This is a genomic window from Pseudonocardia sp. N23 (assembly GCF_002583555.1).
Taxonomy (GTDB): domain Bacteria; phylum Actinomycetota; class Actinomycetes; order Mycobacteriales; family Pseudonocardiaceae; genus Pseudonocardia.
The window spans coordinates 1-26,300 of record NZ_BEGX01000001.1 but is presented as its reverse complement, the minus strand read 5'-3'; the positions used below and the strand labels follow the sequence as shown (position 1 = coordinate 26,300).

At 75.8% G+C, this 26,300-nt stretch carries 17 protein-coding genes and 2 pseudogenes; 5 read left to right on the top strand and 14 right to left on the bottom strand.

Annotated elements, in window-relative coordinates; genetic code table 11:
• Positions 1-21: 21 nt before the first annotated feature.
• Both TOK_RS00095 and TOK_RS00090 read left to right on the top strand, forming a co-directional pair.
• On the top strand, positions 22-1,407 hold the full coding sequence (locus TOK_RS00095; protein WP_098955678.1) for a xylulokinase: 1,386 nt from the start codon (positions 22-24) through the stop codon (positions 1,405-1,407).
• Between the two features lie 65 nt (positions 1,408-1,472).
• Entirely contained in the window at positions 1,473-2,525 is a 1,053-nt protein-coding gene (locus TOK_RS00090; RefSeq protein WP_253258091.1) for an ROK family protein, read from the top strand.
• Between the two features lie 86 nt (positions 2,526-2,611).
• On the opposite strand, the gene TOK_RS00085 is transcribed toward TOK_RS00090, so the two are convergent.
• Genes TOK_RS00085 through TOK_RS00075 form a run of 3 tightly spaced genes read right to left on the bottom strand, consistent with a single transcriptional unit; the run spans position 2,612 to position 5,423 of the window.
• A complete protein-coding gene (locus TOK_RS00085; protein ID WP_098955676.1) occupies positions 2,612-3,673 on the bottom strand; it encodes a TrkA family potassium uptake protein in 1,062 nt (353 codons plus the stop codon).
• A gap of 51 nt (positions 3,674-3,724) precedes the next feature.
• Positions 3,725-4,828, bottom strand: a complete 1,104-nt coding sequence (locus TOK_RS00080) for a trans-acting enoyl reductase family protein (RefSeq protein ID WP_098955675.1) — start codon at positions 4,826-4,828, stop codon at positions 3,725-3,727.
• Between the two features lie 52 nt (positions 4,829-4,880).
• Positions 4,881-5,423 carry a MarR family winged helix-turn-helix transcriptional regulator gene (locus tag TOK_RS00075; RefSeq protein WP_098955674.1) on the bottom strand — a complete coding sequence of 181 codons (543 nt, stop codon included), beginning with the start codon at positions 5,421-5,423 and terminating at the stop codon, positions 4,881-4,883.
• A gap of 136 nt (positions 5,424-5,559) precedes the next feature.
• On the opposite strand from TOK_RS00075, the pseudogene TOK_RS33685 reads away from it, so the two are divergent.
• Positions 5,560-5,763: pseudogene (locus tag TOK_RS33685) on the top strand (DoxX family protein); the annotation flags it as partial.
• Positions 5,764-5,955: 192 nt separating this feature from the next.
• Here TOK_RS33685 and TOK_RS00065 read toward each other — a convergent pair.
• Positions 5,956-9,303: an ATP-dependent DNA helicase gene (locus TOK_RS00065; RefSeq protein ID WP_098955673.1), complete on the bottom strand. Its 3,348-nt coding sequence runs from the start codon at positions 9,301-9,303 to the stop codon at positions 5,956-5,958.
• Positions 9,300-12,638 carry an ATP-dependent DNA helicase gene (locus TOK_RS00060; RefSeq protein ID WP_253258090.1) on the bottom strand — a complete coding sequence of 1,113 codons (3,339 nt, stop codon included), beginning with the start codon at positions 12,636-12,638 and terminating at the stop codon, positions 9,300-9,302. Before TOK_RS00060 ends, TOK_RS00065 begins: the two co-directional genes overlap by 4 nt.
• A gap of 89 nt (positions 12,639-12,727) precedes the next feature.
• Between TOK_RS00060 and TOK_RS00055 the strand changes: the two genes are divergently transcribed.
• Both TOK_RS00055 and TOK_RS00050 read left to right on the top strand, forming a co-directional pair.
• Entirely contained in the window at positions 12,728-13,507 is a 780-nt protein-coding gene (locus tag TOK_RS00055) for an alpha/beta fold hydrolase (RefSeq protein WP_098955672.1), read from the top strand.
• A 16-nt stretch (positions 13,508-13,523) separates the two neighbouring features.
• Positions 13,524-13,805 carry an MGMT family protein gene (locus TOK_RS00050; RefSeq protein WP_098955671.1) on the top strand — a complete coding sequence of 94 codons (282 nt, stop codon included), beginning with the start codon at positions 13,524-13,526 and terminating at the stop codon, positions 13,803-13,805.
• Between the two features lie 79 nt (positions 13,806-13,884).
• Here TOK_RS00050 and TOK_RS00045 read toward each other — a convergent pair whose 3' ends face one another.
• The 9 genes and pseudogenes from TOK_RS00045 to TOK_RS32240 form a co-directional block, all read right to left on the bottom strand.
• On the bottom strand, positions 13,885-14,553 hold the full coding sequence (locus tag TOK_RS00045; protein WP_098955670.1) for a sirohydrochlorin chelatase: 669 nt from the start codon (positions 14,551-14,553) through the stop codon (positions 13,885-13,887).
• A complete protein-coding gene (locus tag TOK_RS00040; protein WP_098955794.1) occupies positions 14,550-15,740 on the bottom strand; it encodes a uroporphyrinogen-III synthase in 1,191 nt (396 codons plus the stop codon). Before TOK_RS00040 ends, TOK_RS00045 begins: the two co-directional genes overlap by 4 nt.
• Positions 15,737-16,090 carry a nitrite reductase small subunit NirD gene (nirD, locus tag TOK_RS00035; protein ID WP_098955669.1) on the bottom strand — a complete coding sequence of 118 codons (354 nt, stop codon included), beginning with the start codon at positions 16,088-16,090 and terminating at the stop codon, positions 15,737-15,739. The genes TOK_RS00040 and nirD overlap by 4 nt, the downstream gene beginning before the upstream one ends.
• Positions 16,087-18,609, bottom strand: a complete 2,523-nt coding sequence (nirB, locus tag TOK_RS00030) for a nitrite reductase large subunit NirB (RefSeq protein WP_098955668.1) — start codon at positions 18,607-18,609, stop codon at positions 16,087-16,089. Before nirB ends, nirD begins: the two co-directional genes overlap by 4 nt.
• Entirely contained in the window at positions 18,606-20,147 is a 1,542-nt protein-coding gene (locus TOK_RS00025; RefSeq protein WP_098955667.1) for an FAD-dependent oxidoreductase, read from the bottom strand. The genes nirB and TOK_RS00025 overlap by 4 nt, the downstream gene beginning before the upstream one ends.
• Entirely contained in the window at positions 20,144-22,237 is a 2,094-nt protein-coding gene (locus tag TOK_RS00020) for a molybdopterin oxidoreductase family protein (RefSeq protein WP_253258089.1), read from the bottom strand. The genes TOK_RS00025 and TOK_RS00020 overlap by 4 nt, the downstream gene beginning before the upstream one ends.
• Before the next feature lie 71 nt (positions 22,238-22,308).
• Positions 22,309-23,679: a NarK/NasA family nitrate transporter gene (locus TOK_RS00015; RefSeq protein WP_098955665.1), complete on the bottom strand. Its 1,371-nt coding sequence runs from the start codon at positions 23,677-23,679 to the stop codon at positions 22,309-22,311.
• A gap of 152 nt (positions 23,680-23,831) precedes the next feature.
• Positions 23,832-24,677, bottom strand: coding sequence for a TIGR02569 family protein (locus tag TOK_RS00010; RefSeq protein ID WP_253258088.1), 846 nt, complete (start codon positions 24,675-24,677; stop codon positions 23,832-23,834).
• A gap of 70 nt (positions 24,678-24,747) precedes the next feature.
• A pseudogene (locus TOK_RS32240) lies at positions 24,748-26,300 on the bottom strand (hypothetical protein); the annotation flags it as partial.

The window sequence follows — 26,300 nt, the reverse complement described above, 5'->3', positions numbered from 1 at the left end:
TGGCGGGACCTGGGCTTCGACATGACGGCCACACTTGTCGCCGGGGTCGACTCGTCGACGCAGTCGTGCACCGTCGTCGTGCGCGACGCCGCCTCCGGCGCGCTCGTCCGGCGCGGGGTCGCGCCACATCCGGCCGGCACCTCCGTCGACCCGGACGCGTGGTGGTCCGCCCTGCAGGACGCCCTCACCGCGGCGGGCGGGCTCGACGACGTCTCCGCGATCTCGATCGGCGCCCAGCAGCACGGGATGGTGTGCCTCGACGCGTCCGGGTCGGTGGTCCGGCCCGCCCTGCTGTGGAACGACACCCGCTCCGCCGCCGCGGCCGACGAGCTCGTCGCCGAGCTCGGGGCACAGACCTGGGCGGACGCGGTGGGCAGCGTGCCGGTGGCGTCGTTCACCGTCACGAAGCTGCGGTGGCTCGCGTCGCACGAGCCCGACAACGCCGCCGCGACGGCCGCGGTCGCCCTCCCCCACGACTGGCTCACGTGGCGGCTGCGCGGGACGGACGACATCACCGACCTCACCACCGACCGCAGCGACGCCTCCGGGACCGGCTACTTCTCGCCGACGACCGGCGAGTACCGCCTCGACCTGCTCGAACGGGCCCTCGGGCGGCGCGACGTGGCGCTTCCGCGGGTACTGGGACCAGCCGAGTCCCCCGGCGGGATGCTCGGGCCGGGCGCCGGGGACAACGCCGCCGCCGCACTCGGGCTGGGCGCGCGGCCCGGCGACGTCGTGGTCTCGCTCGGGACCTCGGGCGTCGTCAGCGCGATCAGCCCGGTCGCGACCGCCGATCCGACCGGGATCATCGCGGGGTTCGCGTCGGCGACCGGCGAACACCTGCCGCTGGTCTGCACCCTCAACGCCGCCCGCGTCCTCGACGCCGCCGCGACCCTGCTGCGCGTCGACCACGACGAGCTCTCCCGGCTCGCCCTTCGCTGTCCCACCGGCGCCGGTGGTCTGGTGCTCGTGCCGTACCTGGAGGGGGAACGCACCCCCAACCGGCCCGATGCGACCGGGTCGCTGCACGGCCTCACCCTGACGACGGCCGCACCGGAGTACCTCGCACGCGCCGCCGTCGAGGGGCTGCTGTGCGGGCTCGCCGACGCCCTCGACGCACTGGTCGCGGCCGAGGTGCCCGTCGAGCGGATCCTGCTGGTCGGCGGGGCGGCCCGCTCGGAGGCCGTCGCCCGGATCGCACCGGCGGTGTTCGGCCGGCCCGTCGTCGTCCCCACGCCCGGCGACCACGTGGCCGACGGCGCCGCCCGGCAGGCCGCGTGGGTGCTCACCGGCGATCTTCCGGAGTGGGAGGCCGCGGGCACCGTCGTCCACGAGGCCGACCCGACCCCGGCCGTCCGCGAGCGCTACGCCGCCGTCCGCGACATGACCGCACCACGGCTCACGTGACACCGCTCCCGTCCGAGGCGCATCCGGCGGGTCCGGCAACAGTGCGCCGGCACAACCGTGGGCTCGTGCTCACCGCGGTGGCGGGCGCGCCGGCGTCGCGGGCGGCCGTCGCCGCACACACCGGCCTCACCCGCGGGACGGTCTCCTCGCTCGTCGACGACCTGCTCGCCGACGGCATGCTCGTCGAACGGGAGGCACCGCGCGGTGGTCGCGGCAGGCCCGCGAACCCGTTGCAGCTCAACCCGTCGGGGCCCTGCGGGGTCGGCGTCGAGATCGGCGTCGACGACGTCGGCGCCTGCGTCGCGGACCTCACCGGCACCGTCCGGGCCGTCCGCCGCGTCCCGTCCGACCATCGGCGCCACGACCCCGCCCACGGGCTGCGCCGGGCCGCCGACATCGTCCGCGACGTCGTGGCCGAGGCCGGGCTGCCCGTCGCCGGGGTGCGGGTGGCGCTGCCCGGCGTCGTCACCCCCGACGGGGTGCTGCAGCGCGCCCCCAACCTGCCGCGCTGGCAGGACGTCGGCGTCGCCGAGCTGTTCGGCAGCCTCGTCGAGGCCCCGGTGAGCGCGACGAACGAGGCCGACCTCGCCGCGCTCGCCGAGCTGTGGGACGGGCAGGCCCTGCGCGACATGCTGTTCGTGTCCGGGGGTGTGGGTGTCGGCGCCGGCATCGTCCTCGACGGGCGACTGTTCCACGGTGCCGGTGGGCGGGCCGGCGAGCTGGGGCACGTCGTCGTCGACCCCGGTGGGCGCGCCTGCACCTGCGGCGGGACCGGCTGCCTGGAGACCGTCGCCGGGGTCACCGCGCTGTTGCGCGCCGCGGGGGCGGCCGACGTCGACGAGCTGGTCCGGGAGCCGGGGGCCGCGCTCGACGTCGCCGCCGACGCGCTGGGCGTCGCGCTCGCGGGAGCGGTCAACCTGCTCGACCTGCCCGCCGTCGTCCTCGGCGGGGTCTACGCCCGGCTCGGGGACGCGCTGGTCGAACGGGTCGGTGCCGCGCTGCGGGCCCGGGTGCTCGCCCGGCCGCCGGTGCGGGTGCTGCGCGCGGCCGTCGCCCGGGACGCGGCGCTGCGGGGCGCGGCGATCGGCGTCGTCAGGGAGCTGGTCGGGGCACCATGACGCAGACCGGCACGGGGACGGAACGGCACGCGTTCCGCGCTCGTGAGTGGCAGCAGTCGCTGCGGCGACCCTCGCCGCTCACGGGATCAGTCGTCCTCGTCGGCCGGGGACGCCTTGCGCACGTAGAGGAGACGGTCGCCGCGCTCCAGCGCGTCGACCGCCGCCGAGTCGACCCGGACGAGCACGTTGTTGCGCACCACGCCCAGCACGATGTCGGGCAGGTGCCGCGGCGAACCGCCGATCTCGGTCTCCTCGACGGGCCGCTCGCTGATCGCGAAGCCCGCGTCGGGGGTGAGCAGGTCCTCGATGACCTCGACGACGCTCGGGGTCGTGGTCGCCACACCGAGGAGCCGGCCCGCCGTCTCCGCCGAGACGATGACCGAGTTCGCGCCGGACTGCCGCAGCAGGTGCACGTTCTCCGACTCCCGGACGGCCGCGACGATCGTGACCTTCGGTGCCAGCTCGCGCGCGGTCAACGTGACCAGCACCGCGGTGTCGTCGCGGTTCGTCGCGATCACGATCGCCGACGCGTACGGCACTCCCGCGACGCGCAGCACGCTCGACCGGGTCGCGTTGCCGTTCACGGTGATCAGTCCGAGCGCGGACGCCGCGTCGAGCTGCGTGCGGTCGGTGTCGACGACGACGATCTCCGACGGGTCCGCACCGTCCCCGAGCAGCGTGTCGACCGCGGCGCGGCCCTTGGTGCCGTAGCCGACGACGATCGTGTGGTCGCGCACGCGTGACCTCCAGCGGGAGATGCGGTACGCCTGGCGCGAGCGTTCCGTGAGCAGTTCCACGGTGGTGCCGACCAGGACGATGAGGAAGAGCAGCCGCAACGGTGTGATGACCACCGTCGTGACCAGCCGCGTCGCGTTCGTGACCGGCACGATGTCGCCGTAGCCGGTCGTCGAGAGCGAGACGGTCGCGTAGTAGAGGGCGTCGAGGAACGAGATGCCGCTGCCGTCGTCGTTGTTGTCGACGTAGCCCTCACGCGACAGCCAGACGATCAGGGCGGTGGCGAACAGCGCCCCCAGGGCGACGGCCAGCCGGCGCACCAGGGACAGGACCGGCCCGAGGGTCGGGTCGGGCATCCGCAGGGCGCCGGCGGTCTCCCTGTCGAGGACCCTGCGCTGCAACCGCTCGTTCATCGTCGCGGAGAGTAGCGCGCCGCCAGGACGGCGCTGATGTGACGTCGACGATCACTCGCCGGGCTGAACTGCGACGATGCCCGCCTCGGCGGCACCGGCGACGAGCGCGTCGAGCCCGAACGCCCCCACCGCGTCGAGCGCACCGACGCCGTCGACGCCGTGCTCGGCCGCCCGGCCCGCCCCCCACGCCAGCAGGTCGGCGGTGATCGCGTACCCGTCGGGCGAGGTCAGGTGCGTGCGGGCCAGCAGCGTGCCGGTGCCGTCGAAGACCTCGGCGACGAAGTGCGACGTCGTCCGCCCCAGGGTCGCCGCGTTCGGCGCGGCAGGCATCCTGGCGACGACCTTCTGCAGCAACGCCGTGCTCCCCGGGATCCTGCCCAGCAGCGGCGTCACGCGGCTCGCGGCGTGCATCGCCCCGCTCGCCGCGCCGAACCAGCCGAGGTAGACGTCGACCGTCCGCAGGCCCGGCGCCAGCCGCGGCAGCGCGAACTGCTCGGACGCGCCGATCGTCACGCCGGGCTTCGGGCGGCCGTCGACGACGAACGTCCGCATCCGGGAGGCGCCCGGTTCCTCGCGCAGCCCACCCTCGCGGAATGCGTAGGCGGGCCGGTTCATCACGCCGACGACGGAGTCGACGGTGCCGCGGGAGAACGCCCGGCCACGGCCGCCGCCGCTGAGGAAGTAGCCGACATCGACGCGCCGTGCCTCCTCCCCCGCGTCCCGCAGCGCCAGCGCACCCGCGAGCACGCCCGGGACGTAGTCGTTGCCGAACGCGGTGAGCAGCGCCGCGCCCGTGCGTGCCGCCTCGGGTCCGTGCGTCTCGTGGACCGCACGGATGAACGGCGGCTCGCCCGTCGAGTCCAGGTAGACCGCGCCCGCGTCGATCGCCGCCTCGACCGCGGGGCCGCCGAGACGCAGGAACGGCCCGACCGTCGAGACCAGGACGTCGCCGGGTTCGACGAGGGCGCGGATCGAGGCGGGGTCGGTGACGTCGGCGTGGGCGGTGAGCAGCCCGCCCAGCCGCTGCGCGAGCCCGGCCAGCCGGTCGGGGTCGCGGCCGGCGAGCACGGGGCCGAGGCCTCGGTCGACCATTGCCTGCGCGGTGCGCCCGCCGGTGTACCCGGTGGCGCCGAGGAGCACGATCCTGCCCGTCATGGCCGCAAACTAGCCGCCGCAGCAGCGGTGTGCAGGCTCTTCGGTCGTGCGGTCAGGACCCACCGCACGTCCCCGCGTCGGTCCGGCGCGGGATCGCCGGGTAGCCCGGGCCCGTCGTGACGTCGAGGATCCGGCGCGAGGCCTCCCCCAGCTCGGCGAACAGGTCCGGCCCGAGCGGGTCGGTGACCAGCCGCCGCACCGCCGCCACGTGCCCCGGCGCCGCAGCGGCCAGCTTCTCCACGCCGGCGCCGGTGAGCGTCGCGATCGTGACGCGGCCGTTGGTCGGGCAGGGGCGGCGCACGACCCAGCCGTGGCGCTCCAGCTTCGCGACGGCGTGGGACAGCCGCGACAGCGACCCCTGGGTGAGGACGGCCAGCTCGCTCATCCGGAGTGTGCGCTCGGGCGCGTCGGACAGACCGGCCATCACGAGGTAGCCGAACAGCGACAGGTCCTGGTCGCGCTGGAGCTGGGCGTCGAGGAACCCCGGCAGCGTCAGCAGCATTCCGCTGAACGAGAGCCAGCTCTGCAGCTCGGCGCCGTCGAGCCAGCGGGTCTCGGGCCCGGCGGCCGGATCGGGGTCCACAGGCGTGCTCACCCGGTCAGCGTAACCGAGGCGTGACTTGACTTGAAGCTTCAATTCCAAGAGGTCGTCACCTCGATCGAACGCTCGACTCAGGAGGTGTGTCGTGGGAGTCGCGGCGTGGATCGTCCAGATTCTGCCGGCTCTGGCGATGCTCGGCGCCGGTGGCACGAAGCTCACCCGCAGTCGCAAGGACCTCGTCTCGGGCAACGTGGCGTGGCCGGAGGACTTCAGCGACAACGCCGTCACACTCATCGGGCTCGTCGAGGTGCTCGGCGCGATCGGCCTGGTCCTGCCCTGGGCACTCGGGATCGTGCCCGACCTCACCCCGATCGCCGGTGCCGCGCTCGCCCTGGTGCTGATCGGTGCGGCCGTGGTGCACGTCCGCCGCAAAGAGTTCGGTGGCATCACCCCGCCCTGGTCCTCGCCGCGCTGGGCGTCTTCGTCGCCGTGGTCCGGTTCGCCGACCTGGCGGCCTGACTCCCGTCCCCGGGGTTCCGTACTGCGACGGGCCGCGCCGCGCGGCGGTCGAGCCCGGCTGCGGCGGTCAGGCCGGGGCCGGGACCGCGTCGAGGAGGGCGCGCAGGCCGTCGGCGTCGAGGAGGTCGGCGGGGCGCAGGGTGCGGCCCGACCGGACGTAGTGGAACACCGCCCGCACCCGCTCCGGCTCCACCCCGGCCAACGCGGCCCAGGCCAGCCGGTAGGCGGCGAGCTGCACCGCCAGCGGCCCGAGCCGCGCCTCCTCGGGCGGCGGGCCCGTCTTCCAGTCGACGACGGTGAACCCGCCGTCGGGGTCGGGGAACACGGCGTCCATCCGCCCCCGCACGGCGATCCCCGCGATCACGGTCTCGAACGGCACCTCGACCTCGACGGGCCGCCGGTCGGCCCACTCCGAGGCGAGGAACGCGGCCTGCAGATCCTCGAGTGCGTCGTCGGAGGCGGCGCCGTCGTCGGCGGCGCCGGGCAGGTCGTCGAGATCCATGAGCCCGGCGGCGCCGAAGCGCTGCTCCAGCCAGGCGTGGAAGGCGGTGCCGCGACGGGCGTGCGGGTTGGGGGGCAACGGCAGCGGGCGGCGCAGGCGGGCGGCGAGGGCGTCCGGGTCCGCGGCGAGCTCGACGAGCTGGCTCACCGAGAAGTGCGCGGGGAGCTCGACGGTCGGCCGGGCGCGGGCGGCGGCGCGTTCGGCGAGCAGGACGTCGACGTCGGCGGCCCAGCCCTCGGGGTCGCCGTCGTTGTCCGGCTCGGGCCCGGGCTCGTCCTCCGGCGGCGGCAGCAGGTCGAGCTGGGCGCCCGCGTCGGCGGCGGCCGCGCGGTCCTCGGCCTCGCGTTCCCGCGCGGCCGCGAGGTCGCGCAGCGCGGAGCGGACGAGATCGGCCCCGGCGTGGACGTCGGGCGAGCGGGCGCCGAGCGGGTCGGCCGGCCACTCGGCCGTGACGAGGCGGTCGTTCGCGGGGTTGGTCTCGCCCTCGGCGGGCTCCGGCGCCCACGCCTCGACGCGTCCGCCCGCGGCGGGCATCTCCCCGGCTACCTGCAGCAGGAACTCCGAGGGCTCGCGCGGCCGGTCGCCGAGGGTTCCCCAGCGGTGCCCCGACAGCAGCAGGACGCGTTCCGCGCGGGTGAGGGCGACGTAGAACAGCCGGCGTTCCTCGACGAGCCGCCGGGCGTCGAGCGCCTCCTGGTGACCGGTGACGGCGTCGGTGAGCTGCTTGCGGTCGCCCGCCGGGGGCAGCGTGAAGGCGGGCAGGTCGGCGGCGTCGCCGCGCAGCGGGACGGGCAGGTCGGCCGGTGAGGTGAGCCAGTCGCCGCCGATCTTGCGGCCCGGGAACACCTGCGCGACCAGGTGCGGGACGGCGACGACCTCCCACTCCAGGCCCTTGGCGGCGTGCACGGTGAGGACCTGGACGCGGTCGGGCGTCACCTCGATCTCGCCGGGGGTGAGGCCGTCCTCGGCCTGTTCGGCGGTCTCGAGGTAGTCGAGCAACGCGGTCAGGGACGCGACCTGGGCGCCGGCGGAGAACTCGGCGACGGTGTCGGCGAAGGCGTCGAGATGCGCGCGGCCCACGGGGCCGGGCCGGGAGGCGGCCTCGGTGTCGAGCAGGAGGAGACGTTCGGCGTCGGCGACCAGGTCGGTGAGCGGGGCCGAGAGCCGGGAGCGCAGCCACAGCAGGTCGCGCCCGAGACGGCGGATGCGGTCGAACCCGGCGGGCGAGTACTGCTCGGGCGGGCCGGGGTCGTCGAGGGCGTCGACGATGCCGGCCTGCTCCGCCTGCTCCCCCGGCAACGCGCCGAGGGCCAGGTCGGCGGGGCTGAGCGGGCCGGGACCGCGCCCGCCCATCGGTGGGGCGAGCTCGCGGGCGCGGGCCCACAGCGCGGCGAGGTCGGCGACGCCGAGCCGGAACCGGGCGCCGGTGAGCAGCCGCATCGCCGCGGGCCCGGCCAGCGGGTCGGCGACCAGGCGCAGGGCGCTGACCAGGTCGCGCACCTCGGGGGTGTCGAGCAGCCCCCCGAGACCGACGACCTCGACCGGCAGCCCGCGGGCCCGCAGCGCGGCGGCGATCGCGTCCATGTCGGCGCGGCGCCGGACGAGCACCGCCGATGTCGGCGCGTCGCGGCCCTCGGCCGCGGCCGCGCTCCACTGTCCGGCGACCGCGTCGGCCATCCACGCGACCTCGGCGTCGATGTCGGGCAGCAGCGCGGCGCGGACGTGGCCGTCGGCGGCAGTGGGACCGGCCCGCAGCTCCCCCACCCCGACGGCGCCGGGCCCGGTCCGCAGCGGCTCGGAGACGGCGTTGGCCAGCGCGAGGACCTCCGGCGGGTTGCGGAAGCTGGTGAGCAGGCCGTACTCGTCGGCGGGGTCGTCACCCGCGGGGAAGTCGGTGCGGAACCGGGCGAGGTTCCCGGCGCTGGCGCCGCGCCAGCCGTAGATCGACTGGCAGGGGTCACCGACGGCCGTGACCGACAGGTCGTCGTCGCGGGCCGGGGCGCCGGGGATGCGCCCGAACAGAGCGCGGAGCAGGACGCGCTGGGCGTGCCCGGTGTCCTGGTACTCGTCGAGCAGGACGGCCCGGTACGTGCCGCGTTCGGCCTCCCCGACCTCGGGATGGTCGGCCGCGACGCGGGCGGCGACGGCCATCTGGTCGGCGAAGTCGATCGTGCGTTCGGCCCGCTTGCGCGCGGAGAACGCCTCCACCAGCGGGAGCAGCTCGACCCGCATCCGCTGGGCGGCGATCCAGCGCTTGTAGGTCTGCGACGGTTCGGCGCGCTGTCCCTTGGCGCGCGGCGCGTTCTCCAGCGCGTCGGCCATCGCCGCGGCGAGCGTGCGCACGTCGGCCGGGTCGGCGAGGTGCTCGCCGATCTCCCCGGCGAGCGCGAGGAGGTAGCCCGTGACCGTGGCCGGGACGCGGTCGATCTCCAGGTCGTCGGCCCAGGTGGAGACGACGCGGTGCGCCAGCTGCCACGACGCCGTCTCGGTGAGCAGCCGTGCGGCCGGTTCGGCGGGCAGCCGCAGCGCGTGTTCGGCGACGAGCCGCCCGGCGTAGGCGTGGTAGGTCGAGACGGTGGGCTCCCCGGCGGCCACGGCGTTGCGCCGGACGCCGGTGGGGTCGAGCTCGTCGAGCAGCGGCGACCCGGCGAGGCGGCGCAGCCGGGCCCGGACGCGCTGCCCGAGCTGCTGGGCCGCCTTGCGGGTGAACGTGAGGCCGAGGACCTGCTCGGGCAGGACCTGACCGGTGGCGACCAGCCAGACCACCCGGGCGGCCATCGTCTCCGTCTTGCCCGCCCCGGCCCCGGCGACCACCAGCGCGGGCCGCGCCGGCGCGGCGATGACGGCGGCCTGCTCGTCGGTGGGCGGGGGCAGGCCGAGCGCCGCAGCCAGCGAGGTGGGGGTGAGGGTCACGGCGCCGTCACCGGCCGTCCGGCCTCGCGCGCGGGGCAGCTGGTGCGGACCGGGCAGCGGTCGCAGTCGGCGCTGACCCGGGCGACGAACGCCGAGCCCGACGTCTCCTGCGCGCAGGTGGCGACGACGCCGCGCCAGCGGGCCAGCTCGGCCGCGTCGAGCGGGGGCTGCGACGGTTCCTTGGCCTGGCCGCTCGCCTTGCGGTCGGCCAGGTACACCAGCCGGGCGCCGCCGGGGGTGACGCCCTTCTCGAGGAGCCGGCCGAACGCGCCGAGCGCGGCTGCGAGCTGGTAGACGGCCAGCTGCGGGTGCTCGGCGGCGGCCCGGGCACTGACCGCGGTCTTGCCCGTCTTGACGTCGACGACGACGGGACGGCCTTCGCCGTCGACCTCCAGGCGGTCGACCCGGCCGCGCAGCTGCAGCCACGGGCCCTGGGCGCGACCGACCTCCGGCTGCTGCCCCGGCACGTCGCCCTCGACGGGCAGGTCGAGCCGGACCGCCTCCTCGACGGCGACGAGCCGCAGCCCGTCGGCGCGGCTGGTGCGGACCCAGTCGTCGAACGCCGCGAGCATCGCGCGGACGCGGTCGAGCTCCCGGCGCCCGTACCAGGGGGCGCCGGCGTCGAGACGTGACCAGGCCGACCGCAGCGCGTGCTCCAGCTCCGCCGGGTCGGCGCCCGCCGACGCCGACTGCACGAGTGCGTGCACCAGCGACCCGGTGACAGCCGCGAGCGCACCGATCTCGCCGCCGCCGTGGCGTTCGAGGACCCAGCGCAGCGGGCAGCCCATGATCCGTTCGACGTCGGACGGCGACACCGGGACGATCTCGCCGGGCACCCGCAGCGGCGCCTCGGTGGAGACGGGCGCGAGGCCGTACCAGTCGTCGGGGTGCGCGCCCGGCACGTTCTCGGCGGCGAGGCGGGCGAGCTGCACGGCCGCGCGCTCCCGGCGATCGGGGTCCCCCGGTGTGGACACGGCGCGGCGCAGCTCACCCACCAGCTCGGCCAGCACGAGGGAGCGGCTCGGTCGGTGCACCGTGCGCGCCTCACCCGGCCCGGCGGGCAGCGGGTCGAGCTCGTCGAGGAACCGCGACGGCTGCTCGTCCTCCCCCTGCACCGCGCTGACCAGCAGCGTGTGCGCGGCGCGGGTGCACGCGACGTAGAACAGCCGGCGTTCCTCGGCGAGCAGCGGCGCGACCCCCGAGACCCGGGCGTCGGGTTCGGCGATCCCGGCGAGCAGGTCGACGAGGCGTTCGGTGCCCAGCAGGCTGCCGCGCAGCCGCAGGTCGGGCCACGCACCCTCCTGCACGCCGGGGACGGCGACGACCTGCCACTGCCTGCCGCGGGCGCCGTGCGCGGTGAGCAGCGAGACAGCGTCGCCCGTCGGTGCGCGGGCGGCCATCGAGTCGCCCGGGAGCTGCTGGTCGGCGAGGTGGTCGGCGAACCCGCCGACGTCGGCTCCCGGCAGCAGGTCGCTGTAACGGGCGGCGGCGTCGAACAGGGCGAGCACGGCGTCGAGGTCGCGGTCGGCCGCCGCACCGACCGGCCCGGCGCGGCCGCTCGACTCCGCCCATCGGTCGCCCAGGCCGGACTGCTGCCAGACCCGCCAGAGCACCTCCTCCACGCTGTTGCCCTCCCGCGCCGCCGCGCCCGCCGTGGCCAGCAGCGCACCGACCCGGCGCAGCGGCGCGGTCTCCGACGGCGGCAACGTGGCCAACGGGTCGACGTCGCCGGCGACGGCTGCCCGCAACGCCGCGACCAGCAACGGGTCGCTGCTCACGACGTCGGCCCCGACGTCGGCGAAGCCCGCCGTGCCCTCGTCCGGCGACGGACCGGCAGCGGCGTGCAGCCGCAGCAGCCCGCGACGCAGCCGACGCATCCGCATCGGGTCGCCCGAGCCGAGCGGCGAGGTGAGCAGGGCCGCTGCGGCATCGGCGTCGAGCTCCTCGGGGCGGGTGGCCGCCCGCAGCACCATCAGCAGCGGCACGACCGCGGGCTGGCGGCCCAGCGGCAGCTCGTCGGGCGGCGCCGCGATGGGCACGCCCGAGGCGACCAGTGCCCGGCGCAACGCGGGCAGCGACCGTCGCGTCGACCGGGACAGCACCGCCATCTCCGACCACGGCACCCCGTCGACCAGGTGTGCCCGGCGCAGCCGGTCGGCGATCCACGCCGCCTCGGCGGCGACCGACCCGAACACCCGCACGAGGACCTCACCGGCCTCCGCGTCCTCACCCGCGGGACCCCGGCGCGAGCGCCCGTCCCCCGCGCCGGGCAGCCGGGCCGCCAGCCGTTCCCCCGCCGCGCGGACCACGGGCGCGCTGCGATGGTCGACGTCGAGCACCACCGTCTCCGCCTCGACGGCCCGCAACCCCTGCGGATCGGCCCCGCGGAACATCAGGACGGCCTGGTCGGCGTCGCCGGCCAGCAGCGTCGTCGACGCCGTCGACCCCAGGGCGCCGACGAGCTCCATCTGCTGCGGATCGAGGTCCTGCGCGTCGTCGACGAACAGGTGCCGCACCCGGTCCTGCTCCGCGTGCCGCAGCTCCGGATCGGCGGCGAGGGTGTCGAGCGCGGCGGCGACGAGCTCCGCCGAGTCGAGCGCCGGGGCCGTGGCCTGCGGAGCGCCCCGTCCCGCCGCGCCACGCAGCAGCACGACCTGCTCGTACACCCGGAAGAACCGGCCCGCGGCCCGCCACTCGTCGATGTCGTGCCGCTCGCCGACGGCCATCAGCTCGGCGGGGCCCAGGCCGCGCTCGGCGGCCCGCAACAGCAGCTCACGCAGCTCCGCGGCGAAACCTGGCAGGCCCATCGCCGGGCGCAGCCGGTCGGGCCAGCCCGAGTCGGGTGCGACGCCCTCGATCTCCCCCGCCAGCAGCTCCCGGACCACGACGTCCTGCTCCGCCCCCGCGAGCAGTCGCGGTGGCGGATCGCCGTGCCGGGCGGCGTGCAGCCGCAGGACCCCGAACGCGTACGAGTGCACCGTGCGGACGAGCAGCTCCCGCGTCGTCGACTCGGGGTCCCCGCCGTCGGGATGCAGCAGCGGCGTCAGCTTCTCCCGCATGTCGACGGCCGCGCGCCTGCTCCCGACGAGCACCAGCATGTTCTCCGGCGCGACACCCTCCCGGATGCGCTCGGCCAGCGAGGCGAGCAGCAGCGTCGTCTTCCCCGTGCCCGGCCCGCCGACGACCCGCAGCGGCCCCGCGGCGTGCGCGAGGACCCGCCGGGCCGCGTCGTCCCAGGTCGGCGCCCCTGCGGGCGCGACGGCGCCACGCACGAGCAGCGGCGCCCGGCCGCGGCGGGGCGCGGCGGCCGTGCGGGGGGACGGGGAGCGGGCCACACGAGGATTCGACCACGCCCCACCGACGATCTCCGCGGGGCCGCCCCCACCTGCCGTTCGCCACCGACCGTGCTGGCACCATGACGGGAGTGTCCGAGAACGCCCGGCGCCTGCACGTGCACACCTTCGGCAACCCCGTCGGCGTGCCGATGCTCGCGCTCCACGGGGTGACCGGACACGGCGCGCGCTGGGCATCGCTCGCCGAAGCGGTCCCCGAGCTCCGCTGGATCGGCGTCGACCTGCGCGGACACGGCCGTTCCCCGTGGGCGCCGCCGTGGAACATCGAGCAGCACGTCGCCGACGCCGTCGCCGTGCTCGACCGGCTCGAGGTCGACGACGTCGCCGTCGTCGGGCACTCCTTCGGCGGTGCGATCGCCGTGCACCTGGCCCGCGCGGTGCCCGACCGCATCGAGCGGCTCGTCCTGCTCGACCCGGCGCTGGGCCTCGACCCCGACGACATGCTCGAGACCGCCGAGGACACCCGCCCCGACGAGACCTACCCCGACCTCGAGGCGGCCCGCGCCGACCGCGCCGACCGCTGGAAGGGCATCGACGCCGCACTCGTCGACGCCGAGGTCGCCGCCCACCTCGCCTACTTCGAGGACCGCTGGGAGTGGCGCTACCTGCGCTCGGCCGCGCTCGTCGCCTGGAACGAGATGGCCCGGCCCGCCGTGGTCCCGCCACCCGGGATGCCGACGCTCGTCGTGCCCGCGACGCGGGGCGACTTCGTCGAGCAGTCCTGGCTCGACCGCTGCGCCGACGCGCTGGGGTCCGACCTGACGGTGCGGCCCGTCGAGGCGGGGCACATGCTGTTCCTGGAGCGCACCGACGAGGTGGCCGCCCACATCCGCGAGTTCGTCCTCGGCTGAGAGTCCGGGAGGCCCGGTGAACGAGGAGACGGTCGAGGCCGTGCGCGAGGCGGTCCGCGCCATCCCGCCAGGCGAGACGTCGACCTACGGCGAGATCGCTCGGCAGCTCGGGCTGAGCTCGCCGCGGATCGTCGGACGGATCCTCTCCGACGACGGCCACGACATCCCGTGGCACCGCGTCCTGCGTGCCGACGGGACCGCCGCCCCGCACATCGCCGTCGAGCAGGCCGCCCGGCTGCGCGCCGAAGGCATCCTCCTGGTCGACGGCCGCCTCCCGCGCGAGCACCGCCGCCGCTGACCGGCCTCCCCCGCTGCCGGAAGGGCACTTTCCCGCAGCCCGGTTGCGGGAGAGTGCAGTTCCGGCACAACGCCGGGCATCACGCCGCCCTCGCCACAGCCGCCTCGTAGCGCGCCAGGATCGTGTCGACGACGGCCGGGTGCGTGCCCAGCGGTGCGGCGACGACGTCGGCGCCGCAGCCGGCGACGCGGTCGGCGAACATCCCCGGCGAGAGCAGCCAGGTGGCGACGCTGATCCGCCGCTCCCCGGTGGCGCGCAGCCCGGCGACCAGTGCGTCGACCCGCGGTGCGGCGGAGGCGGCGAACCCGACACGGACCCGGCGCCCGATGGCGCCCTGCAGCAGCCGCGCGGCCTGTCGCACCTGCCCGAGGGCGACGGCGTCGGCGGACCCGGCGGCGGCGAGGACGACGGGGTCGCCGTGGCGCCACCCGGCCTCGCCGAGCCGGTCGAGCGCCGCGGCGGCGAGCACGGGGTCGGGGCCGATCGCGGGCGTCATCGGGAACGCGCCGGCCCCGGCGGCGGCGAGCTGCGCGGGGAGGTCTCGCCGGACGTGGTGGCCGGCGGCCAGGAAGGCCGGGACGACGACGGCGTGCGGCAGCCCCGCGACGACCTCGGCGATCGCCGGCCCGCGGACGTCGGCGTAGGCGAGGCGCACGTCGAGCCCGGAGCGGGCGGCGACCGCATCGGCGAGGGGCCGGGCGACGTCGCCGGACCGGGTGCCGTGGGCGACCAGCAGCAGCGGCGTCATCGGACACCGCCGTCGCCGCAGTGCCCGCCGAGGGGCACGGGGCCCGCGGCGGGGTCGAGGGCGAGCCGGTACCCCCGTTTGACGACGGTCTGCAGCAGCTTCGGCTCGCCGAGCGCGGCGCGGAGCCGGGCGACGGCGGTCTCCACGGCGTGCTCGTCGTCGCCACCTCCGGGCAGGCTGCGCAGCAGCTCGGCGCGGGCGACGACCCGGCCCGGGCGGCGGGCGAGCACCCGCAGCAGCGCCATCCCGGTGGGCGGCACCGTCCGCAGGTTCCCGTCGACGAGCACGGCGTGCCCGCGCAGCTCCAGCACGTGCCCGGCGACCGGGAGCCACCGAGCCCGGGTGGGTGCGACGGCCTCCAGCTCGCGGACCATGGCGCCGAGGCGGGAGCGGTGGGGCTGGACGGTGGGGACGTCGACGTCCTGCAGCGGCGCTGCGGTGACGGGCCCGACGCACATGCAGACGACGGGCCCGCGCAACGCCGTGATCAGCTCGTCGCGGATGCCGCGTTCACCGGCCCGGGCGAGCAGGCTGGCGGCGGCCGGGGCGCTGGTGAAGGTGAGGATGTCGATCCCCGCGGACAGGGCTGCGTCGGTGAGCCGGTCGAGCGGGCCGATGTCGGCGGGCGGGAGCCACCGGTAGACCGGTACCTCGACGACCTCGGCCCCGGCCATGACCAGCGCCTCGACCATGTCGGGCAACGGTTCCCCGTGCAGCTGGACGGCGATCCGCATACCGTCCACCCCGGACCCCAGGAGGTGGTCGAGCACCTCGGCGGAGGACTCCGAGGCCGGTGACCACGTGTCGGTCAGCCCCGACGCCCGGATCGCGCCGCGCGCCTTGGGGCCGCGGGCGAGGACGGTTCCCTTGCCCAGCACCGTGATCAGCTCGGCGCCGAGCCCCCAGCCCTCCGCGGCCTCGATCCAGCCGCGGAACCCGATGCCGGTCGTCGCGACGGTGACGTCGGGCGGTCGGGCGATGAGCGCGCGGGTGCTCTCGTGCAGCTGGGCGTCGTCGGCGAGCGGGACGATCCGCAGTGCCGCACCGTGCTGGACCACGGCGCCGCGGCGTTCCAGCATCGTCGCGAGCTCCTCGGCTCGGCGGGCCGCGGTGACGCCGACGGTGAAGCCCGCCAACGGGGGCACTGCCCCGGCGTAGCGTCCCTGCCCGGCGACGGCCATGATCATCGCCCCGCCCACGGCGTCGCGATCTCGACGATCCCGTCGCGGATCCGGACCTCGTGCACGTCGACGCGCACCTCCGGCTCGTCGAGGCACGTCCCGTCGAGCAGCGAGAACACCTGCTTGTAGACGGGCGAGGCCACGGTGGGGACGCCGCCGCGGTCGCCGACGATCCCGCGCGAGAGCACTGCGGCCCCGGAGCAGGGGTCGAGGTTGTCGATGGCGTGCACCGTGCCTTCGTGGGTGCGGAACAGTGCGACCTGCCGGCCGTCGAGCAGGGCGGCGGCCCCGCGTTCGGGTTCCAGCTGGTCGACGCGGCACACGAGCGTCCAGACCGTGACGACGACTGCGGTCACGAGCCCACCTCCGGGATTCCGATCAACACGGGCGTGCGGGGCGCGGGGACGGGCTGCCCGCGTTCGGTCACGAAGGAGATCGTCGGGTCGGGGGTACCGGGCGCGTTGACGAAGGACACGAAGCGGAGGAGCTTCTCGTCGTCGGCGAGGACCCCGGCCCACTCGTCGGTGTAGGAGGCCACGTGGGCCGCCATCGCCGCCTCGAGGTCGGCGCAGATGCCCAGCGAGTCGTCGACGATCACGGCGCGCAGGTGGTCGAGCCCGCCCTCCATGGCCTCGATCCAGGGTGCGGTGCGTTGCAGCCGGTCCGCGGTCCGGACGTAGAACATCAGGAACCTGTCGACGAGCCGCACCAGGGTTTCGGTGTCCACATCGGACACCAGCAGGTCGGCGTGTCGAGGGGTGAAGCCACCGTTGCCGCCGACGTAGAGGTTCCAGCCGGTCTCGGTCGCGATGATGCCGAAGTCCTTGGAGCGGGCCTCCGCACACTCCCGCGCGCACCCCGAGACCCCCGACTTGATCTTGTGCGGGCTGCGCAGGCCGCGGTAGCGCAGCTCCAGCTCGACGGCCAGCCCGACGGAGTCCTGCTGCCCGAACCGGCACCACGTGGTGCCCACGCACGACTTCACCGTCCGCAGCGCCTTGCCGTAGGCGTGGCCGGACTCGAAACCGGCGTCGACGAGGCGTCGCCAGATCGCCGGGAGCTGCTCGACGCGGGCGCCGAACATGTCGATCCGCTGCCCGCCGGTGATCTTGGTGTAGAGCCCGAAGTCGCGGGCGACCTCGCCGATCACGATGAGTCCGTCGGGCGTGATCTCGCCGCCCGGCACCCGCGGCACGACGCTGTAGGTGCCGTCGCGCTGCATGTTGGCGAGGAAGCGGTCGTTGGTGTCCTGCAGGCCCGCCTGCTCCCCGGCCAGGATGTGCCCCCCGCCGAGGGACGCCAGGATCGACGCGACGACCGGCTTGCAGACGTCGCAGCCCCGCCCGGTGCCGTGCCGCGCGACGAGCTCGCTGAACGTCGTGATGCCCGCGCCGGCGACGATCTCGAACAGCTCCGCGCGGGAGTGCGCGAAGTGCTCGCAGAGCGCCGTCGAGAGCTCGACACCCTCCCGCACGAGGATCGACTTCAGCAGCGGGACGCAGGAGCCGCAGCTGGTCCCGGCCCGGGTGCAGGCCTTCAGCGCTCCGACGGTGTGCGCACCCTCGGCCACGGCGGAACGTAAGGCTCCCTTGGTCACCGCGTTGCACGAGCAGACCTGCGCGGAGTCCGGGAGCGCGTCGGCACCCAGCTCGACGCCGTTCGGGGCGATCAGCGCGACCGGGTCGGCGGGCAGGGCGGCCCCGACCAGCGGCCGCAGCGCCGCGTACCGGGACGCGTCACCGACGAGCACCCCGCCCAGCAGCGTCGCCGCGTCGTCGGACACGACGAGCTTGGCGTACGTGCCCGCGACCGGGTCGTTGATCACGACCGGCAGCGCGCCCTCGGTGGTCGCGTGCGCGTCACCGAAGCTGGCGACGTCCACCCCCAGGAGCTTGAGCTGCGTCGACATGTCCAGCTCGGCGGGGGTCATCCGGGCGTCGCCACCCAGGAGCCGGTCGGCGACGACCTCGGCCATCGCGTACCCCGGCGCCACCAGACCGTAGGTACGGCCCTCCAGCGCCGCACACTCCCCCACCGCCCAGACGTGCTCGTCGGCGGTGCGGCAGCGGTCGTCGACCAGCACCCCGCCGCGCTCGCCGACCGCCAGCCCCGTGGCCCGGGCGAGCCCGTCCGCGGCCCGGATGCCCGCCGAGAAGACGACCAGGTCGGCGTCCAGCTCGACCCCGTCGGACAGCTGTGCGACGAGCCGGCCCCGGTCGTCGGCGATCCCGGTGACCGAGACCCCGCAGCGCACCGCGATGTCCTGACGCTCGACCAGGCTGCGCAGCAACGCCCCGCCACCCTCGTCGACCTGCACCGGCATCAGCCGCGGCGCGATCTCGACCACGTGGGGCGAGAGCCCCAGCAACCGCATCGCCCGCGCCGCCTCCAGCCCCAGCAGCCCGCCGCCGACGACGACGGCCGAACGCCGGCCCGGCCCGGGGCGGGCCATCGCCGCCTCCGCTGCGGCCGTGATCGCGTCGAGGTCGTCGAGGGTGCGGTAGACGAAGCATCCGAGCAGGTCACGGCCCGGGACGGGCGGCACGAACGGCACCGAGCCCGTCGCCAGCACGAGCGCGTCGTAGCCGATCGTCTCGCCGGTCGCGATGCGGACCTCGCAGGCCTCACGGTCGATCCCGACGACCGAGGTCGCGCGCCGGACGTCGACCAGCGGGTCGTCGTGGGTGCCGAGCGAGAGATCATCCTCGGTCCGACCATCCACATAGGAGGAGAGGGCGACCCGGTCGTAGGCCGGCCGGTCCTCCTCGCCCAGCACGGTGACGTGCCAGGTCCCGTCGGTGTCACGGTCGCGCAGCGCGGCGACGAGCCGGTGCCCGACCATCCCGTGCCCGACGACGACCAGCTCCCGGGTCATGCCGCTCCCTCCGTGTACGCGTCCTCTGTGCCGAGCCGCCCCGTCCGTTCTGCAGGAAGGGCACTTTCGTGCAACTGGGCTGCAGGAAAGTGCCGTTCCTGCAGGTCGTCGGGGACCTCCCCCGGCCGGGCCGGTGCGTCGGCGCCGGCGAGCCATGCGCAGATGCCCTCGACCGTCCCCGCGCAGCTGCCACAGCCGGTCGCGGCGCGGGTGGCGGTGCGCAGGGCGGCGAGGTCCGTCGCCCCCGCACGCCAGGCGGTGACCAGCGATCCCTTGGTGACGGTGTTGCACCGGCACACCACGGCGGTGGCGGGCAGCCGCCCGGGGTCGGCTGTCGGGGTGGCCTCGCCCGGCAGTGCGCGGCCGAGCAGCAGCGCGAGCCGGTCGGACGGTGCGGGCGACCCGCTGTCGTGCAGCTGGATCATCGACGCCGCGGCGTCCGGGAAGCCGATCATGATCCCGCCGACGACGCGGTCGTCGCGCAGCGCGAGCTTCGCGTACCGCCCGCGCCGGGAGTCGGTGAGCCGCAGCAGCTCCACGGAGTCGTCCTCGGTGTGCACGTCGCCGACCGCGGTGAGGTCGACGCCGCGGGCCTTGAGCCGGGTGACGGCGCGGGTACCGCGGTAGCGCGCGGCAGGGTCGGCCCCGGCGAGCAGGTCGGCGAGGACGGCGGCCTGCTCCCAGCCCGGCTGCACGAGCCCGGGCGGCGCGCCGTCGTGCTGGGCGCAGTCACCGATCGCGTACACGTCGGGCAGCGAGGTGGCGAGCCGGTCGTCGACGACGATCGCCCGGTCGGTGTGCGCCCCCGCGGCGGCGGCGAGCCCGGTCTCGGCCCGTACCCCGGCGGCGACGACGAGCCCGTCGGCGGCGACGTGCGTCCCGTCGTCACAGCTCAGGCCTTCCCCGGACGTCCAGGAGACGGCGCCGACGCCGAGCAGCAGCCGCACCCCGAGCCGGTCGACGACGTCGGCGAGCACCGCGCCCGCACCCGGGTCGAGCTGGCGTTCCATGAGGTGCCCGGCCGGGTGGACGACGGTGACGTCGACACCTCGGGCCGCGAGCCCGCGGGCGGCCTCCAGCCCGAGCAGCCCGCCGCCGAGGACGGCCAGCGTCGCGCCGGGGCGGGCCATGTCGAGGATGGCGAGGCAGTCGTCGAGGTCGCGGAACGCGACGACACCGGGCCCGGGGACCCCGGGCAGGGGCGGCAACCAGGCCCGCGCCCCGGTGGCGAGAACGAGATCGTCGTAGGTCACGGCTGAGCCGTCGGACAGCGCAACGGTGTGCGCCACCGGGTCGAAGGAGACGGCCGTGGTGCCCGACCGCAGGTCGATGCCGTGCGTCGTGTGCCAGCCGGGGTCGTGGAGCGCGATGACCGAGGTGTCGAGACCGCCGGCGAGGACGGTCGAGAGCAGCACCCGGTTGTAGGCCGGATGGTCCTCGGTCCCGACCACCGTCAGCCGTGCCCCGCCGCGGCGGCGCATCTCGTCGGCGAAGCGGGAGCCGACCATCCCGTTGCCCACCACCACGATCCGCCTCATGCCGGCACCGCCGCACCGAGAACCGCCCCGGCCTCCCGGTCACCCACAGGGGTGGTCACAGGGGCAGGGATCAGGCGGACCGCGGCGACCTTGAACTCCGGCATCCGGCTCACCGGGTCGAGTGCGGGGTTGGTGATCAGGTTCGCGGCCTGGTCGCCGCCGAAGTGGAACGGCAGGAACACGGTGTCCGGGCGCAGGGAGGCGACGCAGCGGACCCGGGCGAGGACGCTCCCCCTCCGGGACTCCACGCGGGCCCAGGAGCCGTCGGCGACACCTGCGCGGGCCGCCGTGTCGGGGTGGACCTCCACGAAACCCTCCGGCGCTACGGCGGCGAGCTCGCCGACCCGGCGCGTCTGCGCGCCCGACTGGTAGTGCACCAGCACCCGGCCCGTGGTGGCGCGCAACGGGTAGGGGTCGTCGGGGAGCTCGGCGGCGGGCACGTGGTCGACGGGCACCAGGTGGGCGCGGCCGTCGGGATGGGCGAACCGGTCGAGGAAGAGCCGCGGGGTGCCGGGGTGGTCGGTCGACGGGCAGGGCCAGTGCAGGGCCTCGCCGTCGTCGAGCCGGTCGTAGGTGATCCCGGAGTAGTCGGCGGGACCGCCCGCCGACGCCGCGCGCAGCTCGTCGAACACCGCGCGCGGCGTCGTGGGGAAGCCGCCGAACCCCAGTAGGGCGGCCAGTCCGGTGATGACGTCGAGGTCGGTGCGGACGCCGTCCGGCGGGTCGAGCGCGCGGCGGCGGCGCAGCACGCGGCCCTCGAGGTTGGTGAGCGTGCCCTCCTCCTCGGCCCACTGGGTGACGGGCAGCACGACGTCGGCGCGCCGGGCGGTCTCGCCGGGAAGGAAGTCGGCGACGACGAGCAGGTCGAGCGCGTCCAGCTTCGACGCGACGCGCGCGGCGTCCGGCGCCGACACCCGCAGGTTCGAGCCGAACACCAGCAGCGCCCGCGGCCCACCAGGCGTGCCGATCGCATCGATCAGCTCGACCGCGGAACGCCCCGGGCCGGGGATCGAGGAAGGGTCGACACCCCACACCCCGGCGACGTGCGCACGAGCACGAGGATCGTCGATCCGGCGGTAGCCGGGCAGCTGGTCGGCCTTCTGGCCGTGCTCGCGCCCGCCCTGACCGTTGCCCTGCCCGGTGATCGTCCCGAAGCCGGAGCCGGGGGTGCCGGGGAGCCCGAGGGCGAGCGAGAGGTTGATCCACGCCGTCACGGTGTCGACGCCGTGCGCGTGCTGCTCGGCGCCGCGCGCGGTGAGCACGTAGCGTCGCGACGACCCGGCCAGCCAGGACACGACCGTCCGCATGTCCGCGGCCGCGACGCCGCAGACGCGTTCGGCCCGCTCGGGCCACCACTGGGCGGCGAGCTGCCAGGCGTCGTCGAAACCTGTTGTGCGCGAGGACAGGTACGCGTGGTCGACCAGGCCTTCGGTCACGGCCGCGTGCAGGAGACCCAGCGCCAGCACGAGGTCCGTCCCGGGCACCGGCTGCAGGTGCAGCCCACCGGAGACGACGGCGCGCTCCGCCGTCGGCGTCCGCCGCGGGTCGACGACGACCAGCCGCGCCCCGGTGAGGTGCCCCATCAGCGGCGGCATCGTCTCGGCGACGTTCGCGCCCGCCAGGACGACGACGTCGGCGTCGTCGAGGTCGGTCACCGGGAACGGCAGCCCGCGGTCCAGCCCGAACGCACGGTTGCCCGCAGCGGCGGCCGACGACATGCAGAACCGGCCGTTGTAGTCGATCTGCGACGTCCGCAGCGCGACCCGGGCGAAGCGCCCCAACAAGTAGGCCTTCTCGTTGGTCAGCCCGCCCCCGCCGAAGACGGCGACCGAGTCGGGGCCGTGCTCCTCCTGCAGCGCGCGCACCGACGACGCGACGTGCCCCAGTGCGGACTCCCACGTCACCGGGCGGCCGCCGACGAGAGGCGAGGTCAGCCGGTCCGGGTGCGACAGCAGCGACCCCGCCGTCCAGCCCTTCTGGCACAGCCCGCCCCGGTTCGTCGGGAACTCCCGCGGCGCGACCTCGCCCGCGGTGCCGACGCTCATGCCGCACTGCAACGCGCAGTACGGGCAGTGGGTGTCGACGGGCATGTCGGCCATCGTCGGACGGCCCGGTACCAGTCGTGGTTCGACCAGGTTTCCGACGCGTGACACCGGCAAGCTCACACCGTCACCGGCTGCCCGGCGCCCACCCGCGACGGCGACCGCAGGTACACCACCACGGTCACCGCGGTGCAGACCAGGTAGAACGCGAAGAACACCCAGAACGCCGGCACCCCCGACCTCGTCGCGGCGAACGACTGCCGGAACGCGAGGTTGATGAGCAGCCCGCCCAGCGCGCCGACGGCGGCGATGAGCCCGATCGCCGCCCCCGACACACGTCGGGCGTGGAGCAGGGCGGCGTCGCGGTCCGTGATCCGCGCCAACGCCTTCCGCCGGAAGATCGCCGGGATCATCTTGTAGGTCGAGCCGTTGCCCACGCCCGAGAACACGAACAGCGCGATGAACCCGGCGACGAACAGCCGCAGCGACGCCATCTCCGACGCCACGATGCACACCACCGACGCGGCGGCCATCGCGACGAAGTCGACCGCCGTGACCCGGGCGCCGCCGAAGCGGTCGGCCAGCCAGCCCCCGACCGGCCGGATCAGCGAGCCGAGCAGCGGGCCGATGAACGTGACCGCCGCGGCCTGCAGCGGGGTCCGGCCGAACTGGGTCTGCAGCACGAGACCGAACGCGAAGCTGTAGCCGATGAATGAGCCGAACGTCCCGATGTAGAGGAACGACATGATCGACGTGTCCCGGTCCGCCACCGCCAGCCGGAACGCGCCGGTGTCGTTGCGGACCGTCGACAGGTTGTCCATGAACAGCGCCGCGCACAGCGAGCAGATCACGACCAGCGGGATGTAGACGGCCAGCAGCAGTCTCGGCTGCGCGGCGCCCGCGGTCGCGATCACCAGGAGCGCGATCAGCTGGATGACGGCCACCCCCAGGTTGCCGCCGCCCGCGTTGAGCCCGAGCGCGGTGCCCTTACGGCCCTCCGGGAAGAACGTGTTGATGTTCGTCATCGACGACGCGAAGTTGCCGCCACCGAAGCCCGCCAGCGCTGCCATCAGCACGAACACCGGGTACGGGGTCCCGGGCTGCAGCACGAACGCGGCCGCGACCGTCGGCACCAGCAGCAACAGGCCGGACACGATCGTCCAGTTCCGGCCGCCGAACCGGGCCACCGCGAACGTGTACGGCACCCGCAGCACCGCCCCGACCAGGGTCGCCGTCGCGCCCAGGAAGAACTTCCCAGCGGCGTCGACGCCGTACTCCGGGCCCATGAACAGCACGAACACCGACCACAGCGTCCACACCGAGAACCCGACGTGCTCGACGAAGATCGACGCCCACAGGTTGCGGTTCGCGACCGCGCGGCCCGTGCGCTCCCAGAAGCCCGTGTCCTCCGGGTCCCACTCGTCGATCCAGCGCCCGCCCGGCCGTCGCCGACCGCCCGCCTGCTCGTCCGTGACATCCGTGAGGGTCACGTCTGGCCTCCCGCCGCTCGCCGATCAGTTCGGTGGCAGACGCTAGGAAGCGCGGATTACCTCGTCGTGGCCCCGCGTGTCATCGACGCAACGGTGCCCTCAACGTGACGCGATCGGCACTGTGAGGGCGCGGCGGTCCAGCTCGACAGGTCTCAGAGCCGGGCGCTGATCAGGCCCGCGGCCCGCTCCAGACCGCCGAGCGAGCGCACGGTCCCCTCGGGGTGCTGGGCGTGCAGGGCGAGCCGGTAGAGCAGGGCCCGCAGCAGCGCCTGCGGCCACTCGGCCAGGTGGGACCAGCGCTCCAGGATGCCCGCGTCGGCATTGCCCCAGGACAGCGCATCGACGACGACCACCGCCGCCGCCCACTCCGCCGGCCGCCAGAACGGGACGAGGTCCAGCACCGCAGGGCTGCCGTCGGCGTCGAACAGGACGGCGCCGAACAGCTCGCCGTGCACGACCTGCGGGACCAGCTTCACCGGCCGCCGGTAGGCGCCGAGCTCGGAGAACAGGTCACCGCCCGTCGCGGGGTCCAGCGTCAGCCTGCGCTCGCCGAAGGCGGCGGACACCGACCGGGACAGCACGTCGTCGCGGTCGTCGAGCAGCCGCGGGCGCAGAACGTCGGCCGTCGCGGCGTGCAGGCGCATCGCGGCGGCGACGACGTCGTCGTGGCGCGGCTCGGCGCTGCCCGGCAGGAACCGGCACGCCGCCCAGCCGGCGACGACCCAACGCCCGTCCGACGACCGCAGCGGCCGGGCCAGGCGCACACCCTCGACCGTGAGATTCTCGAGCACACCTGCCGACCACGCGGCCACGGCGTTGTCGGACACCGGCCGGATCAGGGCCTCGCCGCACTGCCAGGCCCGCTGACCGGCCCAGGCGACGGGACGGGGCGGCGCGTCGGCGACACCGAACGCGGTCCGGACGTGCTGGGGCAACGCCTCCCCTGCCCCGGGCGCGCGCGGCCCCGGATCAGCGGCGGCTGTGTGAGCTGCGGTCACGCCACGCACGCTACCTGCGACGGTCGTCCGCTGCGTGCCGCCACGCGGGGCGCGACGACGGTGAACGGACTCAGCCGACGACCCGTTCGGCGTCGTCAGGGCCGGTCCCGGGCCCGCCGGACGGTCCCGGGGGCGGCTCGGCGGGCGGCGGATCGGCAGGCGGCGGGGCCTTCCGGGCGGCCCCATCGCGGGCCTGCTGCTCCTCCGCGGCCCGCACCGCCCCCTCGGTGAGGCCGGGCGCCATCCAGTCCACGGACGGCGCGACCATGCCCGCGGCGCCTGCTGCGGACCCGGTGGTCGTGGTCGGGGGTGCCTCGCCGGAGCGCACACCCGGCGCGGTGGCGCCGTAGCCGGGTGCGGTTCCGGACCCCGCTCCCGGCGGGACGGGGGCGGGCGGGACGGCCGGAGGTTCGGGCAGGGGCGCGTCGGCCGGCGGCGGGTCGGCCGGCGGCGGTTGCGCCCGCGACGTCTCGGCAGGCGCGGACCCCTGCGACGCGTCGGGCTCCTCCGGCGCGGCGTCCGGCACCGACTCGACGTGCGCGACCGGTACGACCGGCAGCTCGCCGCCCGCGGCGAGCCGCTCCAGGTCGACCGGTCCGCTGCCGGGATCGGGCGGCGCACCCGTCCCGACCTCCACCGACGGCGTCCCGTCCCGCTGTGCCGGGCGGCCGGGGACGGCGTCGGGCCGCCGGTCGTCGGAGGCGTCGTGGGGCGCGGGGGCTGTCGGGTCGGCGACGATGCGCCGCACCTCCGCCGTCGCCCGGCGGGTCGCCACGGGATCGTCGACCAGCGGGACGCGGGCCGCGGTCCGCACGTCCGAGGTCAGGCCCCGCATCTCGGCCTGCTTCGCGTCGCGGCGACGTTCCAGTGTCCGCCGGTTCTCCTCCAGCGCCACGACCAGCGCGGCCTGCGCAGCGGTGCGCCGCGCCGGGTCGGTGGCGATCGTCAGCTCGCGCTCGATGTAGGCGAGCTGCTGCTGGGCCTGGCGCAGCTCGTCGCCCGCCCGGGCCAGTGACCGGTAGGTGCCCAGCTGGGTCTGCAACAGCGTCTTCTGCGTCTCCAGGTAGGCCTTGCGCCGCAACAACGTCGCGTACGTGGCGGCACGGCGCTCACGGACATGCTCGGGCAGGGCGTTCCACTCGGCCTCGGCGTCGGCGACGTCGTCGAGCTGCGCGCCCACCGACGCCAGCACCACCTCGGCCTGGTCGGCCCAGCCGCGCTCGTCGGCGAGCTCGGGGACGGCGAGGACCGACGGGTGCGTCGCCGCAACGTCGGGTCCCGACGCGGTGATGCAGTAGCCCGCGACGAGCGCGCCCGCCGCGCCGAGCACGGCGATCGCGCGGCGGTGCCGTCGGTCCCGCCGTGGCGGGACCTCGACGGACGGACGTGGCGGGACCTCGACGGACGGACGCGGCCGGGCTGCGGAGCGCGGCACCAGGACCCGTCGTTCGGTGCCCGGGCGCCCCGCGCGGCCACCGGCCCGCGCAGCACTCACACCCGAGGCGCCGGAGCCGCCGTCGGGAACGCGGTCGGCCCCGTCCGACGACGAACCGGGATCGGCGGCGTCGGGGGCCGCGGCGGGCCCGGCGGCCGGGCACCCGCCCCGATCGGCGCCCGCGGCCC